General features: G+C 65.9%; 13 protein-coding genes. 4 read left to right on the forward strand and 9 right to left on the reverse strand.

Annotation, left to right across the window (positions count from 1 at the left end):
• Window positions 1-105 precede the first annotated feature (105 nt).
• Window positions 106-1,125 carry a 2,3,4,5-tetrahydropyridine-2,6-dicarboxylate N-succinyltransferase gene (gene dapD, locus KIH79_RS02395; protein WP_219057924.1) on the forward strand — a complete coding sequence of 340 codons (1,020 nt, stop codon included), beginning with the start codon at window positions 106-108 and terminating at the stop codon, window positions 1,123-1,125.
• A gap of 713 nt (window positions 1,126-1,838) precedes the next feature.
• On the opposite strand, the gene KIH79_RS02400 is transcribed toward dapD, so the two are convergent.
• The 5 genes from KIH79_RS02400 to KIH79_RS02420 all read right to left on the reverse strand — a co-directional run bounded on the left by KIH79_RS02400 (window position 1,839) and on the right by KIH79_RS02420 (window position 8,704).
• Window positions 1,839-3,470 (reverse strand): dipeptide ABC transporter ATP-binding protein, encoded by a 1,632-nt coding sequence (locus KIH79_RS02400; RefSeq protein ID WP_219057925.1) that lies wholly within the window; start codon window positions 3,468-3,470, stop codon window positions 1,839-1,841.
• Window positions 3,467-4,411 carry an ABC transporter permease gene (locus KIH79_RS02405; protein ID WP_219057926.1) on the reverse strand — a complete coding sequence of 315 codons (945 nt, stop codon included), beginning with the start codon at window positions 4,409-4,411 and terminating at the stop codon, window positions 3,467-3,469. The genes KIH79_RS02400 and KIH79_RS02405 overlap by 4 nt, the downstream gene beginning before the upstream one ends.
• Window positions 4,404-5,342 carry an ABC transporter permease gene (locus KIH79_RS02410; protein ID WP_219057927.1) on the reverse strand — a complete coding sequence of 313 codons (939 nt, stop codon included), beginning with the start codon at window positions 5,340-5,342 and terminating at the stop codon, window positions 4,404-4,406. The genes KIH79_RS02405 and KIH79_RS02410 overlap by 8 nt, the downstream gene beginning before the upstream one ends.
• A 76-nt stretch (window positions 5,343-5,418) precedes the next feature.
• Entirely contained in the window at window positions 5,419-6,942 is a 1,524-nt protein-coding gene (locus tag KIH79_RS02415; RefSeq protein ID WP_219057928.1) for a S10 family peptidase, read from the reverse strand.
• 106 nt (window positions 6,943-7,048) lie between these two features.
• Complete coding sequence (locus KIH79_RS02420; RefSeq protein WP_219057929.1) at window positions 7,049-8,704, reverse strand: peptide ABC transporter substrate-binding protein; 1,656 nt, start codon at window positions 8,702-8,704, stop codon at window positions 7,049-7,051.
• Window positions 8,705-9,114: 410 nt separating this feature from the next.
• Here KIH79_RS02420 and KIH79_RS02425 point away from each other — a divergent pair, with 410 nt between their 5' ends.
• The 3 genes from KIH79_RS02425 to KIH79_RS02435 all read left to right on the forward strand — a co-directional run bounded on the left by KIH79_RS02425 (window position 9,115) and on the right by KIH79_RS02435 (window position 12,327).
• Window positions 9,115-9,702, forward strand: a complete 588-nt coding sequence (locus KIH79_RS02425) for a GNAT family N-acetyltransferase (RefSeq protein ID WP_219057930.1) — start codon at window positions 9,115-9,117, stop codon at window positions 9,700-9,702.
• Between the two features lie 68 nt (window positions 9,703-9,770).
• Window positions 9,771-10,769 (forward strand): glutathione S-transferase C-terminal domain-containing protein, encoded by a 999-nt coding sequence (locus KIH79_RS02430; RefSeq protein WP_219057931.1) that lies wholly within the window; start codon window positions 9,771-9,773, stop codon window positions 10,767-10,769.
• A 229-nt stretch (window positions 10,770-10,998) separates the two neighbouring features.
• Window positions 10,999-12,327 (forward strand): amidohydrolase family protein, encoded by a 1,329-nt coding sequence (locus KIH79_RS02435; protein WP_219057932.1) that lies wholly within the window; start codon window positions 10,999-11,001, stop codon window positions 12,325-12,327.
• A gap of 229 nt (window positions 12,328-12,556) precedes the next feature.
• On the opposite strand, the gene KIH79_RS02440 is transcribed toward KIH79_RS02435, so the two are convergent.
• The 4 genes from KIH79_RS02440 to KIH79_RS02455 all read right to left on the reverse strand — a co-directional run bounded on the left by KIH79_RS02440 (window position 12,557) and on the right by KIH79_RS02455 (window position 17,156).
• Window positions 12,557-13,732 (reverse strand): glutathione S-transferase C-terminal domain-containing protein, encoded by a 1,176-nt coding sequence (locus tag KIH79_RS02440; protein ID WP_219057933.1) that lies wholly within the window; start codon window positions 13,730-13,732, stop codon window positions 12,557-12,559.
• A 156-nt stretch (window positions 13,733-13,888) separates the two neighbouring features.
• Window positions 13,889-15,181, reverse strand: a complete 1,293-nt coding sequence (locus KIH79_RS02445) for a citrate synthase (protein ID WP_219057934.1) — start codon at window positions 15,179-15,181, stop codon at window positions 13,889-13,891.
• A gap of 196 nt (window positions 15,182-15,377) precedes the next feature.
• A complete protein-coding gene (gene map / locus KIH79_RS02450; protein WP_219057935.1) occupies window positions 15,378-16,160 on the reverse strand; it encodes a type I methionyl aminopeptidase in 783 nt (260 codons plus the stop codon).
• A 57-nt stretch (window positions 16,161-16,217) separates the two neighbouring features.
• The gene (locus tag KIH79_RS02455; RefSeq protein ID WP_219057936.1) at window positions 16,218-17,156 is read right to left on the reverse strand and encodes an HdeD family acid-resistance protein; all 939 of its coding nucleotides are present in this window, start codon (window positions 17,154-17,156) and stop codon (window positions 16,218-16,220) included.
• Window positions 17,157-17,871: the final 715 nt, after the last annotated feature.

Below are 17,871 nucleotides of genomic sequence, written 5' to 3' on the forward strand. Positions count from 1 at the left end.
CGATTGTTCCGTCCCGTGAGGAGCGGATGGCGTGTGACGGGCGCTCAACCTATGCTGAAGACATTGGCCGAACCATTGGCCACACGACTCGATAAGGAGCAATCAATGGCAAACGAACGCACCGCATGGGGCTGGGGTCTGGCCTCAGTGGACGCGGCCGGCACCACGCTGGACGTCTGGTATCCGCAGCTCACATTGGGCGAAGCCCCGGCAGCAGTCGATCGTCCGAACCACAACTTCGGCGCGCTCACGCACGACGACGCCGACGCGCGCGGCGTCCGCCGCGTGCCGGTCTTCACCGTCAGCGACCTCGACGCCCCGATCGCCGACGCGGCCGACGCATACCTGCGCCTGCACCTGCTCTCGCAGCGCCTCGCCAAGCCGAACACGCTCAACCTCGACGGCATCTTCGCCCAGCTCGCCAACGTCGTGTGGACCAACTACGGCCCGTTCGCCGTCGACGACTTCGCGCTGCGCAAGATCGATGTCGAATCGGCCGCCATCACCGCAGCCGAGGCATTCGCCGCGCAGGTCGGCCTGCCGCACGCCGCGCCGGCCGCGCAGGTCAACGTGTTCTCCGTCGACAAATTCCCGCGCATGATCGACTACGTGACCCCGACCGGCGTGCGCATCGGTGACGCCGACCGCGTCCGCCTCGGCGCGCATCTGGCGGAAGGCACCACCGTCATGCACGCCGGCTTCGTCAACTTCAACGCCGGCACGCTCGGCGTTTCCATGGTCGAAGGCCGCGTCTCGCAGGGCGTCGTCGTCGGCAACGGCTCCGACATCGGCGGCGGCGCGTCCATCATGGGCACCCTGTCCGGCGGCGGCAAGCTGCGCAACTCCATCGGCGAGCACTCGCTGCTCGGCGCGAACGCGGGCATCGGCATCTCGCTCGGCGACAACTGCGTCGTCGAAGCGGGCCTGTACGTGACCGCCGGCACCAAGGTCACCGTCTACGACAAGGCCAAGGTCGCGGCCGGCGAACCGCTCGACGTGGTCAAGGGCGCGGATCTGTCGGGCAAGGACAACATCCTGTTCATCCGCAACTCGGTCAACGGACGCATCGAGGCGCGCTACCGCAAGACGGGGATTGAGCTTAACGAAAAGCTGCATAAGAACTGATCGCACGGCGATGGAGCGTATACCGCCTTTCCTCGGCACTCGACGTGCTGAAGCACGCCTTCGGCCTCGGGCGGCGCTCTCCGCACGCATCGCCGCGCAATCAAAACTGGCCGAATCGGTTCTTATGCAACCGTCGCGGTAGGAGGATACTAAAACAACGACCGGGGGCCGTGCGTTCGATGCCATGGACATCGATCGCACGGCCCTTTACCGTTGCGGCTCGCGTCGGCGAACGACGATGTTCGCCGGAAACGCGAGGGAAGAATGTGCCTCGCCGGCACGGAGCCGAGGATGGAGGACCGTCGCTGTTGCGGGATCGTCCGTCGTGGGCTTGGTGCCGGCATCCGATGCCGTTCCGCGGATTGCCCCGGCCGCCGTCGATTGCGGCCGCCGATGACCATGCGCGGTTCACGCAGCGGTGTCTGCCGCTACCGCCTATCGGCGATGGGGTTGATCGGATGATTGTTCTGAGCGGCGGGAACCGGGGCCCAGATGATGTTGTTGGTTGCGTATGCGACCGGACGAATGATGTCGTACATGGCGTTGCTCCTTTTGGGATCGTTGGTTGGTGCGGCGGGGCCGGCACGCCGACCCGTCGAACGCGGGATCCAAAAGGTCGGACGCATGGCCAAACCGCATGGTCGGGACACGCTTGTGGCATGTCCCGCCATCCACTATACGATCATCCGCTTGCATTCGCATCGTGTGTCTGCTCAGAACGCCGCGCGCCCCGGCACGGCCGCGAGCAACTCCTTGGTGTAGTCGTCCTGCGGGTTCAGGAACACGTCGGACACCGAACCGCTCTCCACGATCCGCCCGTGGTTGATCACGGACACAGAGTCGGCGATCTCGGCCACCACGGCCAGATCGTGCGTGATGAACAGCATCGACAGGCCGAGACGCTCGCGCAGGTCGCGCAGCGTTTCGAGGATCTGCGCGCGCACGATCACGTCGAGCGCGGACACGGCCTCGTCGAGCACCAGGATCTCCGGTTCGAGCGCGAGCGCACGCGCGATCGCGACGCGCTGGCGCTGGCCGCCGGACAGTTCGTCCGGGTAGCGGCCCAGCAGGTCCTCGTCGAGCCCGACGAGCTTGAGCAGGTGCACGATGCGCTCCCAACGCTCGTCGGCGCTCCACTGGCGGTGGTGCACGGCGAACGGTTCGAGCAGCGTGCGCTGCACGGTGAACTGCGGGTCGAGCGAGGCGTACGGGTCCTGGAAGACGATCTGGATGTGGTGCGCCTGCTCGTCGAGCTCCTGGCCGCGGATGTCCCAGCGGTTGCGGCCCTGGATGATCACGTCGCCGCGGGTCGGCTTCTCCAAACCCATGACGATCTTCGCGATCGTGGACTTGCCCGAGCCGGACTCCCCCACGAGCGCCCGGCATTCGCCGCTGCGCACGGTCAGGTTCACGTCGTTGGACGCCTGCAGGATGCTCGCGCCGTGGCGGTTGAAGAACCAGCCGGACTGCTTGAGCGGGTACTCCTTGTACAGGTGGCGGATGTCGAGCACCTTCTCCGCGTCCGTGAAGTCCGCGAACGTGCGGTCCCGGATGGCCGAGAGCTTCGGCACGGCTTCGAGCAGGTGCTTCGTGTACGCCTGCTTGGGCGCGCGGATCACCTCGTCGATCGTACCGGTCTCGACCTGGTCACCGCGGTAGAGCACGCTCACGCGGGTGCAGCGGTCGGCGACCAGACCGAGATCGTGCGTAATGAGAATCAGCGACGAGCCGAGACGGTCGGTCAGGTCCTCGAGCAGGTCGAGGATCTGCTTCTGGACGACCACGTCGAGCGCGCTGGTCGGCTCGTCCGCGATGATCAGCTTCGGCCGGGCGAGCAGGGCGAGCGCGATGAGCACGCGCTGGCGCATGCCGCCGGACAGCTGGTGCGGATACTGCTTGAGCACGCGTTCGGCGTCGTTCAGGCCGACCTCGCGCAGGCGGTCGGCAGCCAGCTGGCGCCACGCGTCGCGACCGTCCTCGCGCGAGACGAGATGGTGCGTGTTGATCGTTTCGCGGAAATGGTAGCCGATCGTCCACACCTCGTTGAGCGAGAGCATGGGATCCTGCGGCACGTAGCCGATCTGCGCGCCGCGCACCTTGTACCATTCGCGCGTGGGCAGGCCGATGAGTTCGGTGCCGTCGAGCTTGATCGATCCGCTCACGTTCGCCTTGCCCGGCAGCAGGCCCATGATCGCGTTCGCGACGGTGGACTTGCCGGAGCCGGATTCGCCGACGATCGCGACGCGTTCGTTCGCCCCCACGCTCAGCGAGAACGATTCGACGGCCGGCTTGTCCGTGCGGCCGTGCGGATAGGCGATGCGCAGATTGGTGATGTCGAGGGTCATCGGCTGTCCTTTCGAGAACCGAAGGCGTTGCGGATCGCTTCGCCGAGGGAGATGAACGCGAGAACGGTGAGGGTGAGCGCGAGCGCGGGCCACAGCATGATGCCCGGGTTGACGCGCAGCACCTTCTGCCCGTCGGCGATGGCCTTGCCCCAGCTGGGAATGTTCGGCGGCAGGCCGATGGACAGGTAGCTCAGCGACGCTTCGGCCGCGATGAGCCCGCCGATGCCGATGGTGGCGACCACGATGATCGGCGCGATGATGTTCGGGATGATGTGCGTCAGGAGGATGCGCCCGTTGTGCACGTGCAGCAGTCGTGCCGCGGCGATGTACTCCTTGGTGCGCACTTCGAGCGTGGCGGAGCGCGCGATGCGCGCGGTGTTGGTCCATCCGAAGAAGATCAGGATGGCCGACAGCGTCCACACGTTGCGGTGTTCGGTGACCTGCATGGCGACGATCGCGCCGAGGATGAGCGGGATCGCGAAGAACACGTCGGAGATGCGCGAGAGCACCGCGTCGACCCAGCCGCCGAAATAGGCGGCGACGATGCCGATGAGCACGCCCACGGCGGTCGCGCCGAGCGACGAGACGACGCCGACGGTGAGCGAGGCGCGCGCGCCGTACGCGATGTTGGCCATGATGTCGCAGCCCTGCAGGTCGGCGCCGAGCAGATACTTGTCGCCGGCGGGGGCGCGCGAGTCGCCCAGATCGCAGCGGTCGGGCGTGTGCTGCGTGAACAGCGACGGGAAGATCGCCATGACGAGCAGGAACGCGATGATCACGACGGAGATCCAGAACAGCGGCGAGACGCGCAGGCGCAGCCATGCCTGTCCGAAGGAGGAGTACGACTTGCGCGGCTTGTTCCCGTCGGAACCTTTGCCGGAATCTTTGCCGGAGACGGCGCTGCCGGGACGCGCGGACTGCTTGACGTTCGGCTCACTCATGGGCGCCGTACCTCACTTTCGGGTTGAGGACCGCGTACAGCAGGTCCACGAGCAGGTTGACCGTGACGAAGATGATGACCAGGACGCTCACGAGCGAGACGGTCGGCGCGGTTTCGCCGCGGATGATGTGCTGATAGACCTGCTGGCCGAAGCCCGGGATGTTGAACACGGATTCGGTGATGATCGCGCCGCCGAGCAGGCCGCCGAATTCGGTGCCGATCACGGTGACGATGGGGATGAGCACGTTGCGCAGCACGTGCGCAAGTCCGATGCGCCACTCGTGGATGCCGCGGGCGCGGGCCGCCTTGACGTGATCGGAGTTGAGCGCGTCCACCACGCCGGAGCGGGTAAAGCGGATCAGGAAGGCGATCGAGCCGACCGCGAGCACGAGCGCGGGCACCACGAGTTCGCCCCACGTGGCGAATTCGGAGACGGTCGGCTTCATCCAGCGCAGTTTGACGCCGAAGAAGTACTGCACGGCGAACGCGAGCACGAAGGAGGGGACGCCGAGCAGGATCATGGTGATGGTCATGACGACCGAGTCGAATCCGCTGCCCTTGTGACGGCCCGCAACGAGGCCGACGAGCACGCCGATGACGGTTTCGATGACGATCGCGATGATCGCAAGGCGCGCGGTGACCGGGAACGCCGTCGCGATGACTTCGGTGACGGGCCGTCCGGCGAACGTGGTGCCGAGGTCGCCGTGGAACACGCGACCGAGGTAGAGCGCGTACTGGACGAAGAACGGCTTGTCGAGGTTGTATTTCGCGGCGATGGCGGCGCGGGTGGCCGCGTCGAGCGTCTGGTTTTCGCCGGCGAGCGCCGCGACCGGATCGCCGGGCATGGCGTAGGCCAGCGCGTACAGGAGCAGGGTGGCCACGAAGACGACCACCACCGCCTGTGCGAGTCGGGAGAGAATGTAGCGTGCCAAAGTGCTGCCGCTCCTGTGTTACTGCGTGATGTGCTGGTTGGTTGCTGGTTGGTTGTGATTGACGCGTCGCGCGGCGTCACTCTTCGGTGACGAACCGGCGGATGTCGGCCGATTCGCGGATGCGGCTCGCGTCGTCGACGTAGATCATGTGTCCGGAGTCGAATTCGCTGACGCGCACGTTGCCGCGCAGTTCCGGCGGGATTTCGAGCAACGCGACGTCGCTGATCATGCCCCAGAATGGTGTGCACAGGTCGTAGTGGCCGACCTGGTACAGCACGCGCAGCGTGCGGTTCGTGCGCAGCGCCTTGGACAGCTCGGGCAGGACGTGGAACGGGTTGCGGCGCCGGTTCTGCGGCACGTTCCACGGCTTGACGCGCGTCGTGTCGATTTCGTAGCTCAGGTCGTTCTCGTAGCCGATCTCCTGGCGGACGTACGAGTTGATGCCGGCGGCGAACGCGCCGCGCAGCACCTGGTCGGCCGGGTCGCCGGCCGGGGTTTCGCCCAGTCCGTTGCGGTCCCAGCCGCTGAACCGGCCGTCGTTGCGTCCGATCACACGCCCCTGCGAGCGCAGCAGTTCGGCGCGGAACTGCGCCGGCGTGACCTTGAGGTCGGCGCGGTCGACGAACGCCTCGTCCAGTCCGGTCAGGCGCGAGTACGTGGCGATGATCTCGCGGCGCCTGTCTTCGGGCAGACGGTGGCCTTGGTTGAGCGCCCACAGATAGTCGGTGTCGGCGAAGCGCTCGACTTCGGCGAGCACGTCGTCGAGCGTGCGGTCGGCGTTGAAGCCGTGGTAGTGCGCCACGGCCGCGAAGGTCGGCAGGAAGGCGTGGTAGCCGAGGATGGTGCCAGGCGCGAAGTCCATGCGTCCCAGCGTGATCGGCGAGGAGATGAGGATGAGGCCGGACAGGTAGATGCCGTAGCGGATGGCGAGACGGTCGGTGACCGCGCTGCCGCGCAGCACGCCGTACGATTCGCCGGCGATGTACAGCGGCGAGTTCCAGCGGCGGTTGCGGGTGATCCACAGGCGGATGATGTTGGTCATCGCCTCCACGTCCACGTCGGCGTCGTGGTACTGGTTCGCCGTCTCTCCCGTGGCGACGCGCGAGTAGCCGGTGGAGATCGCGTCCACGACGACGAGGTCGGCGAAGCCGAGCGGCGAGTCGGGATTGTCGCGCAGCCGGTACGGGGGGCGCTTGGGAGTGACGCCGTCCTCCTTGACCACGTCGACGATGCGCGGGCCGAACAGGCCGAGGTGCAGCCATGCGGACGAGCTGCCGGGGCCGCCGTTGAACAGGAAGATGACCGGACGCGGGTTGTCGCCGTTGGCGTCGCGGTGGTCGTTGGCCTCGTCGGCGACGTACTGGGTGAGGAACACGCGCGCCTTGACGGTGGCGTCTTCGGCGAGTTCGCCGCCGATGTTCTCCTCGGTCAGGTCGAAATAGCCGGCGGTGACGGTGTAGTCGAGGCTGTCGCCGTCGCGCGAAACGAGGGTTTTCCTGGCGCTGGCCGGGGTGAGGCGCGCGGCGAGGTTCGGGTCGGCGATCGGTTCGGCGGCCGGCTGCGTGCGGCGGTCGTATGCTTCGTAGTCTGCGTCTGGCATGGGTGGTCTCCTTGGGGTGTGGCGGCGGGCGGTGCTGCACATGGGCGGACGGGCCCGGTAGCGGGCCCGTCCGCCGTTGTTTTCGGTGGTGGCTATGGCTGCGAGGTCACTGCTTCTCGACGAGGTACAGCGTGCTGCCGAACACGTTGGTGTGCACGTTGGAGACCTTGGTGGAGTAGACGCTCGGGATCTTCGTGTACCACAGCGGGATGGCCGGCAGGTCCTGGAACAGGATCTCCTGCGCCTCGTTGAACTTCTCGATCGCGGCGTCGGTGTCCTTCTGCTGCCAGCCTTCCTTCAGCTTGGCCTCGAAGGCGTCGGACGTCCATTCGGAGCCGGAGTTGGCGGAGCCGGACGTGGAGTACACGTTGCGCAGCATGTCGTCGAGACCCGGGTTGAACGGGATTTCGGAGGCGCGCCACGGGCCGGTGAACTGGTGGTCGGCGCGCTTCTCCAGGAAGTCGGAGAACGTGGTGGTGGGCTTCGGGACGGCGTTGATGCCGAGGTTCTTCTTGATCTGGTTGGCCACGGCCTCGACCCACTGCTTGTGCGCGCCGTCGGCGTTGTAGTAGATCGGCAGCTCCTTGGTGTAGCCGCCGGCCTCCTTGAGGAGCGCCTTGGCCTTGGTCACGTTGAAGTCCAGCACGTCGGAGCCCTTGATGGAGTCGCTCCAGCCGTAGAGGCCCTTGACGGTGAAGTCCTTGGCGGGCACCGCGTAGCCGTTGAAGACCTTGTCGACGATCTCCTCGCGGTCGATGGCCAGCGAAATCGCCTGACGGACCTTGAGGCCGTTGCTGCTCTTCCAGAAATCATCCCACATCGGGAACGTGAGCGTGGTGTTCGGGCCGGTGATCGTCGGCTCGACGAGACGGTCGCCGAAATCATCCTTGGCGGTCAGCAGGTCGGCGCCGCCGGGCGAGGTGATGTCGAGATTGTCGGCGAGCACGTCCTGATAGGCGGCGGAGCTGTCGGTGTAGAAGCGCACGTACAGGCCGGTGTTGTGCGGCTTGCGGTTGCCCTTGTAGTACTTGTTGAGATCGAGGTACGCGCCGGTGGCCTCGTCGACGGGCTTTTGCAGCTTGTACGGGCCGTTGCCGACCGGGTTCTTGCGCCACGCGTCGGGATCCTTGAAGAACGAGTCGGGCAGCGGGTAGAACGTCACGGACGTCAGCAGGTTCACGAAGCTCGAATACGGGCTGGTCAGCTCGACGGTGAACGTGTAGTCGTCCACCTTCTTGAGGCCCTCGAACTCGGTGGCGGTGGCCTTCGAGCCGTCGGACGGATGCAGCTTGTCGTAGCCCTTGATGACGGCGAGGTCACCGGACGCGATCTGCGCGTTGGCGATGTCGGCGCCCCACGTCCACGCCTTGATGAAGTTGTCGGCCTTGACGTCGGTGCCGTCGGAGAATTTGCGATCCTTGTTGAGCTTGATCGTCCACGTCTGCTGATCGTCGGACGTGATCGATTCGGCGACCTCGTTGCGCACCTTGCGCGTGTCCGGATCGACGTCGACCAGACCGTCGAACAGCTGCCAGACCAGCACCTTCTTGCCGGACTCCTGCGAGTTGGTCGGAATCAGGTCGCCGCCGGGAGCGGTGCCCGAAACGCTGACCGGGTTGTAGGCGGCGGTGGACGCCGAAGCGGAACCGCTGCCGCTGCCGTCCTTCGCGGTGGCCGCGCCGCAGCCGGCGAGCACGCCAGCCAGCAGCGCGCCGGTGGCGAGCGCCGCCAGCGCCTTTCTGATCGTGTTCTTGGTGGTCATCAGAGTCTTCCCCTCTTGTCGTGTGCCTCTGCCGGAGTCTTGTGGATTCCCGCCGACCTTATGCGGCGGTCGGCCGTCCGGCGGGGCATCCCCTTGCGGATGGGTCACACACTATCGGAAGAACGAGGGGGAACATACGGCGTGGCTATACGCTCTGCTTATGGCGTGGTCACAAACCCCTTGTTTTCCAACGGTTTTAGCTCCCGCAACCCCCTCATAACCATTCCTTATACGCCGTTCAAACCGTCGGCGGCGCTCATAATCAGGTTTTATATGGGGTCACAAGGAACGCCGATAGTCGGCGCGACGTGTTGCACGGCAGGGTTTGGAAAGATGAGGCGCACACAGTCCTAATTGGCATGATGCGCCATACGTTCCCGGACAAGACGCATCCGACTCGGGGAAACCACATGACAGCACACGTTCACGATCACACGGATACGGGCGGCGACGCCATCGTCAATCGGCACATTCCCATCCCGCAATCGCTGCTGCAGTGGGATCTGGGCGACGGGTTCACGCTGCGTCTGGCCGAACCAAGCGAATACGAGGCGGTCGGCGACGCGCTGTTCGCCGCGTTCCACGACGGATGCTGGGTCACCGACTTCTACGGCAAAGGACTCAAGCGCATCGCGCAACGCGCCGAAACCGCACACGTGTGGGGCATCTTCGACGCCGCCGGCACAGTGCAGGCCGCCGTGCTCACCCCCAAGCCGGAAGACCACCACGAGGCCAACTACACGTTCAACATCCTCGGCGTGGCCCCATGGGGACGCGGCCACGGGTTCGGCCGCACGCTCGTGCGCCACAGCCTCGACATCGCCCGCGCATACGGCTACCGGACGGTCGAACTGCATTCGAGCCCGCAGATGACCGCCGCGCACCGGCTCTACTATGCGTGCGGCTTCCACCGCCGCCCCGACTGGGAAACCATCATCGTCGACCGCGGCCAGCGGCTGCTCACCTTCACGCACACCGACTACGCCACCACCGACTGACCCTGCCGCCGCGCAATCCCGCGCCGCACCGACCAATCATCGCAAAACCCACCATCGCAAGGAAACCCATGACCAACGCATCCTCCACCGACGTGTCCGTTTCGTTCGAACCGGCATCCTCCGCACGCAAGCTGCCGGCCGGCGGCATCGGCCGACTCGGCTTCTTCGAACCGGCCGCGCCCACCCTGCCGCTCAATCCCGACGAGGCGCTTGCCGGCATCGCCGCGGAATCCGGCGGCAGCGCGCAGCCGTATCCGCTTGTCCTGTCCGCCAGCCCGCTCGACCCGCGCGCATGGTCGGCGATCATCGCCGCGCGCGTCGCCGGCGGAACCGTCATCGACGGCGGCACTGCCGGCGACGGCAATGACCACAGTGCCGGCGACGAACAGTCGGCCGCCCCGTCCGTCGCCGTCGAAACGATCGGCGTCGACGGCGACGAACTGCCCGACGTGACGCTGTACGCGGCGAACGCGAACGGCCCGCGCACGCCGGTCAGCGACGATTGGACGCGGCTGAGCAGGCTCATCGAACGCCTGTCGCCGCAGGCCGGCACGCTGTATCCGTCCGCATTGGCACGCGACATCGACCATCTGGACGCGATCATCGACCAGGATCTCGTCGGCACGCTGTTCGCCGTCATCGCCGCGTCCGAACATCCGCACGGCGAACGGCTCGACCGTCGCGACTTCCTGCACGGCGCACAGCAGCACGCGGCCCTGCGCCGCGTCTTCTACGCGCGGCTCGGCTGGCTCGACGACATCCTCTCGCGCAACGCGTATCTGCTCGGCGACCAGCCGACCGACGCGGACGCGCATCTGTTCGGCGTGCTGCTCACGTTCGACATCGGCTATCGCAACGCGTTCCCCGTGCCGGACGCGGCAGTGGTCGACTATCCGCACCTGTGGGCGTACGCGAAGCGCCTGTACGCCACGGCCGGATTGGTCGGCGACGACGACCGACGCGCGATCGGCCTGCTGCCGGATGCGGACGGCACGGTCGCGCAGCCGTGGGGCGAGCCGGCGTTCACCGAAACCGTGGACGACATCCGCGCCGCATGGAACGCGTGACGCGGGCGGTCGCCGACCGGCATCATGGCAACGACTCACGGACAACCGACAGGCAACAAGCGACCAATATTTTCTCGGACTCAATGTGATGGGTTTTGACTACCCCTCAGTCACTGCGCAACAGCTCCCCTGACAAGGGGACAAGCAATACAACACCGCCGTTACAGTCCGACAGAGCACCAACTCACACTCACAATAATCAGCAACAACCAACGACAGGGGGAACAATATGGGGAACAGCAACGCGCACGACACGCACGCCGGACCGGCGAACGTCGTCGAAACGAACGAACGATACGTGGTCACGGTCGGCCGTCTGATCACCGGGCGGCCGGGCGAGGCGCTCGCCGACCAGTCGGTCGCGGTGGACGGACGGCGCATCGCGTGGGTCGGCGACACCGCCGCACTGCCGACGGAGTACGCGGACTGGGCGCGCGCCGACTATTCGGCGTACACGCTGCTGCCGGGACTGGTCGAAACGCACGCGCACTTCGGCGCACGGCCCGGTTCGGCGCCGAACGTGTCCGACCCGGCGCGCCACGTGCAGGGGTGGAACGCGCTGCACTCCCTGCACTGGGCGCAGCAGCTCGCCTCGCTGGGCGTCACGTCCGCGCAGTCGCTGGGCTCGAAGTACTTCACCGACGTGGTCCTGCGCGAGGCGATCAACACCGGCCTAGGCGAAGGACCGCGCATCGTGGCGGCCGGGGCGATGATCACCACCACGGGCGGGCACGACTGGAAGGACGGCGGCGAGGTCGACTCGCTGGACGACATCCGCCATGCGGTGCGCGACCATCACAAGGCCGGCGTGGATACGATCAAGGCCGCGGCGACCGGTGGGTTCTTCACGCCCGGCACCGCGCAGTGGAAGGCCCAGTTCACCGTCGAGGAGCTGCGCACGCTCGTCGACGAGGCGCACCGGTTGGGTCACCCGGTGGCCGTGCACGCGCACGGCACGCAGGGCATCCGCCGCGCCGTCGAGGCGGGCGTCGACTACATCGCGCACGGCACGTTCATCAGTGACGACGGCACCACCCGATTCGACCCGGAACTGGCCGATCAGATCGCCGAAAAAGGCATCTACGTGGACGTGGCCGCTCCCCCGTCGTATCCGCCGGTCGAAGGCGAGACCATCGCGCCGCGCGCGCTCGACCTGTACCGGCACGGCGTGAAAATCGTCACCGGACACGACATCGGCGCGGTCATCCCGCCCAACGCCTACCTGTACGGCCTGCACCAGCTCGAAGCATCCGGCATCCCGCGCGCGGAAATCCTCGTGGCCGCCACGTCGCGCGCGGCCGCCGCGATCGGACTGGCGGGCGTGGCGGGCGTGATCGCGCCCGGCTACGACGCCGACCTGCTCATCGTCGACGGCAACCCGCTCGACGACCTCAACGCGCTCGAACGGCGACAGCTCATCGTCACGCGCGGGCAGGTGTTCCACCCGGTGCAGGTCGAGGAATACCACGGACGCGAGCACGGCGGCAAGGGCCACACCAACAACGTGCTCGAGGAGCGCTTCGCCCGCGTCTCGCGCGCGGCCCTGCAGAACTGGTGACGGCAACGCAACACATCGAACAATGGCGGCATTCCCTCCGGGGTTGCCGCCATTGTTCGATGCGTTGCCGTTTGCCGCATGCCTCCATGCCGTCTCCATGCACTCCGCATCGAGCATCCGGATCATCGCGGCAACGCAATGCGAACGACATGCGAACGACATGCGAGAGGGCCGCTCCGGGATTGTCCCGGAGCGGCCCTCAATGGGTTTCAGATGGTTTCAGCGCGAATCAGCCCTGATAGTAGTCGGCGTAGGCGCCGAACTTCCACAGTTCGAACGAGCCGCCGCCGCCCGGGCCGGAGTAGAGCGGCGAACCGCCGAGCGACTCGCGGCCGGACGGTTCGAGCCACTTCTCGTAGACGGCCTTGCGCGCGTCCTTGACGGACTGCGGGGTGTGGCCCTCGTCGTCGGTGAACGGGTTGCGCGCGTAGTCGCCGTTCTCGTCAGGCGTGTAGCCGAGCGCGAACAGTTCCGGCTCGTCGATGAAGCCCGGCGTCTGGAACAGGTCGCGCGCGTAGGCCCACAGGTTCGGGTAGTCCCACACGTGCACGATGTCCTCAGTGCCGAGGCTGTCGATGAAGCCCGGACGGTAGCCGTTCTCGAACGATTCGAGCGTCTGGAACAGGCGTACGTCGCTGTCCGTGTACTGGTCGCCGAACAGGTAGCGGCGGGAGGCGAGACGGAAGTCGTAGTCGGCCAGACGGGCCTTGAAGACGGTGTACGCGGCCTCGGCGGCGCCCTTCGACGTGGCGAAGTTGACCTTGTAGGTGCCGTTGTTCACGTCGTCGAAGATCTGCTGGTTGAGCAGGTCGATCTCCTCGCGCAGCTCCTGCGGGTACAGGTCCGGGGCGCCCTCCTTGTGGAACGGGGCCCACGCGGTTTCCAGATCGTTGCTCAGGATGTGGTAGTTGTTGGTGACCACCTTGCCGGTCTTGAGGTCCACGACCGTGGGCGAGGTGCCGCGGCCGGTGAACTTGTCGCCCACGGTGGCGCGGTAGAAGTCGTTGAGCCGGTCGTAGCCGAACAGTTCGGCCACGCCGCCCGGCGTCTTGGTGAGCTTCCAGCCGTCCGCGTCGCGGCCGTAGACGACCTCCGGCACGAACGCCTGCTCGAGGCCGAGCAGACGGATCACGATGCGCTGGCGACGGTTCCAGCCGCAGCCGAGCGCGCCGAGCACGTGATAGCGGCCCGCTTCGACCGGGGCCTGACCGGGCTCGTCGCCGAAGCGCACGGTGAACGCGTTGCGCTGGCGGCGGAACGCGCCGTCCGGGGTCTGCTCGACGGTCGTCTCCTCGATCGGGCGGTCGCGCTTGTCGTGTCCGGGGCGCGGGGCCGGTCGCACGCCGCATGCGTCCGCGGCGGGAGCGCTGAGGCTGGTGGCGGATTCCTTGAGTTCCAGTGCCATGGTTGGGTTCCCCCTTATTCGTGTCGAAGTGGCTGCGCGGTTCCCTCCCGCGCGGGTTGGTAGCCATCTTCGCAGACACGGCCCCACGACACGACGGCGTGATTATCGCCGTTCCTTGTGACGGTATATAAGGTCACCCAATAGGCAGGCCGCCGCTCAGCGCTCGTCGATCGGCACGTAGTCGCGTTCCGTCTCGCCGGTGTAGACCTGGCGCGGACGGCCGATCTTCGTGTTCGGGTCGGCGAGCATCTCGCGGTACTGCGCGATCCAGCCGGGGATGCGGCCGAGCGCGAACAGCGTGGTGAACATGGCCGGGTCGAAGCCGATCGCGCGGTAGATCAGGCCCGTGTAGAAGTCGACGTTCGGATACAAGTGGCGCGAGACGAAATAGTCGTCGGTCAGCGCGATGCGTTCCAGCTCGGTCGCCACGTCGAACAGCGCGCGCTCGTCGGCAGGCAGCTTGGACGTGTCCTCGCGTTCCATGATCTTCTCGAGATACGTCTTGGCGATGGCCGCGCGCGGATCGTACGACTTGTACACGCGGTGGCCGAGTCCGGAGATGCGGTGCCCGTTCGCCTTCGCGTCCTCGACGAACTCGCGCACGGTCTTGCCGGAGTCGCGGATCGCCTTGAGCTGGCGCAGCACGGCCTCGTTCGCGCCGCCGTGCAGCGGGCCGGACAGGGCGTTCACGCCGGCCGCGACGGCGGAGTACAGGTTCGCGTGCGCGCTGCCGGCGATGCGCACGACCGACGTGGAGCAGTTCTGCTCATGGTCGGCGTGGATGATGAGCAGGCGGCCGAGCGCGTGCACATACAGCGGATCGGATTCGAACGGTTCGTACGGCACGGCGAAGCACATGCGCAGGAAGTCGTCGACGTAGCCGCGCGCGTAGTCCGGGTAGAGCATCGGCTCGTCGCGGCGGCGGCGGAAGATGTACGACACGATCGTGCGCACCTTCGCCATGATGATGATCGCCGCCTCGTCGAGCTGGTCGGAGTCGGTGATGTCGGTGGTGTCCGGGTAGAACGTGGCGAGCGCGTTGATCGCGGAGGCGAGCACGCTCATCGGGTGCGCGGTGCGCGGGAACGAGCCCATGAACGTGCGGAAGTCCTCGCCGACCATCGTGCGGTGGTTGATGTCGGAGACGAACTTGTCGTACTGCTCGCGGCTGGGCAGGTCGCCGTGGCGCAGCAGCCACGCGACTTCGAGGAAGTCGGAGTTTTCGCACAGCTGCTCGATCGGATAGCCGCGGTAGCGCAGGATCGAATTGTTGCCGTCAATGAACGTGATCTTCGACTCGCACTGCGCGGTGGTCAGAAATCCGGGGTCGAGCGTGACCCAGCCGTCGTTGCGCAGCGTGGAGACCACGATGCCGTCCGCTCCGGCCGTGGCCTTGACGACCGGCAGGGTGTACTTGCTGTCATCCACGTTCAGCTGAGCTGTTGCCATGATTGCTCCCTCGATTGGTGCGGGCCGATCGGCCCAAAAGTAGGGTTCACTATATGGCATGCGTGTTTCGGCGCAAGTCGGCGTCTCAAAAACGACGAACGGCTCCCCGCATTGGAGAGCCGTTCGTTCGCTCGGGTTTCGATCAGGTCGTGGATCTCAGCGAAACCTCACCGGATCATACCGGAGCATTGCATCGTCACAGGTTGGTGCGGTCGGTAAAGATGATCGGGCCGTTTTCCGTGATGGCGATGGTGTGCTCGCTGTGCGCGCCGCGGGAGCCGTCCTCGGAGCGCAGAGTCCAGCCGTCCTTCGGATCCTGGTAGATCTCGTCGGTGGTCTTGAGGAACCACGGTTCGATCGCGATGACCAGACCCTCGCGCAGCTTGTAGCCGTGGTGCGCGCGGCCGTCGTTCGGCACGTGCGGGTCGCCGTGCATGATGTGGCCGACGCCGTGGCCGCCGAATTCGAGGTTGATCGGATAGCCGTACTCGCGCGCGATGTCGCCGATCGTGTTGGAGATGTCGCCGAGGCGGTTGCCGGGCTTGGCCACGTCGATGGCGGCGGCGAGCGCCTCCTCGGTGCACTTGATGAGGCGCAGGTCCTCCGGGTCCTTGTCCTTGCCGACCACGAAGCTGACGGCCGAGTCGGCGACCCAGCCGTCGACGCTGATCGCGAGGTCGAGGCTGACGAGGTCGCCGTCCTTGAGGCTGTAGTCGTACGGCACGCCGTGCAGGACGGCGTCGTTGACGGACGTGCAGATGTAGTGCGCGAACGGGCCGGTGCCGAAGTCGGGCGCGTAGTTGACGTAGCAGGATTCGGCGCCCTTGCGGTCGACGATCTTCTTGTGCACGAATTCGTCGATCTCGAGCAGGTTGGTGCCGACCTTGGTGGTTTCCGCGAGTTCCTTGAGAATGCCGCCGACGAAACGTCCGGCCGGCTTCATCTCCTCGATTTCCTTGGGTGTTTTCAGTTCGATCATGCGGCCCAGCCTACTCGCCGCGCGCTACTTATCGTTACCTGTTATCGTCACCTGCCGTTACTTGCCGTTCTTGGCCGGCTTGCCGAACGTGAACGCGCGCACGATCGCGGAGACGCCCATGACGACGAGCGCGCAGCCGCCGAGGATGACGAGGAAGACCATCGAGCTGACCGGGGAAAGGATCACGGCGATGCCGGCGATGATCGACACGATCGCGTAGCACACGGCCCAGCCGGACTTCGGCAGTCGCCACGATTCGGCGAGCGCCATCACACCTTCCATGATCCAGCCGAAGCCGACGATGAGCGTGACGAACACGGCGAGCGACGTGCCGGACAGCGCCGCGTTCTTGAGCATGACGACGCCGCCGAACGCGAGCAGGATGCCGACGAGCACGTCGAGCACGCGCCAGCCGCCGGGCAGGCCGAGCGTGACGAGGGCGCTGACGATGCGGATGACGCCGGAGACGACGAAGTAGATGCCGAACGCGACGGCGAACACGGTGAGCGTCTTGCCGGGCCAGACGAGCAGCGCGATGCCGAGGATGACCGCGGCCGCGCCGATGATGCCGTACAGGCCGCGGATCGTGTTCTTGGCCTTTTGCGGCAGGAGTTCCTCGATGAGCTTGAACGGGCTGAACTGCTGGCCGGGCTGACCACCCTGCCCGAACTGCTGCCAGTAGGCGTTGGGGTCCTGCTGGTTCGGGTTTTGACCGAACGGCTGGTAGGCGAACGGCTGGCCGTAGGCCTGGTTCTGCTGGCCGTACGGGTTGCCATTCTGGCCGTTGGGCTGGTACTGGCCGTACGGATTCTGCCCGTCGGCGCCGCTCGCGTTGCCCGCGTTGTTCGGATTGTTGGGATTGCCGCCGTACGGATAGTCCTGATTGGTCGGCTGTCCGTTCGGCGCGTACGCGCCGTATTCGGGCTGTCCATTGCCGTTCGGTTCGCCGCCGTTCTGACCGTTGATGTTGACGCCGTTGGCGTTCGGATCGCTCATGATGACTCCTTCGCTTGCCTGTTCCGGAATATCGCGTGCCGGATATTCATCCACCCTCAGTTTAGACACTCTGTCTAAATTCACACCACCAGCATAATACGACAATCTGTCCATTTACCATGCCATCGCAATTCAACTCTTCACATTGCGATGCGTATGAGCGGTGCGGTGAATTACACGCCCGAGGTATCGGAATCACGCGCGTATCCGCTTACGCTCAACCTATAACGAAAATGCCGGCCCTTCGCATTGCGGAGTGTGTGCGATGTTGGATCCGTGGGATGAGTTTGTTGGAGCTGGTATTGGCTGTTGATGTTGTTGTCGTTTCGGTTCCGGTGTTGTCACGCATGGGAAGATTGAGGCATTTCTGGCAAAGTGTGACGGCCGGGTTGTCACACATCGCGGGAAAGACCATGCGCCGGCAGAGCGTGACAAACCCAACAAAACCACGGAAACCTTGGAATTCCAAGCAAAACGGCTCGTCAGCCAGAAACCGTCCGGCAAGGCGTCCTGTCACACTCAAAAGGATTCCCGAACAATCTGCAAGGTCTGACACCGTGCCGCGTCATACCCATTCGGCCTCATGCTGTTCTGCTCAAAGCATGACACGCGGCACAACATGTCCTGCACAATATGACCGATCCGTCGCCTCGGAATCGCGCCGCGCGCGATGCTATGTTGGTTGGCGGCGCATCGCGCCGCGACGCTCCCCCAG

Origin of the sequence: Bifidobacterium miconis, assembly GCF_019331735.1 — a bacterium.
Lineage (GTDB): Bacteria > Actinomycetota > Actinomycetes > Actinomycetales > Bifidobacteriaceae > Bifidobacterium > Bifidobacterium miconis.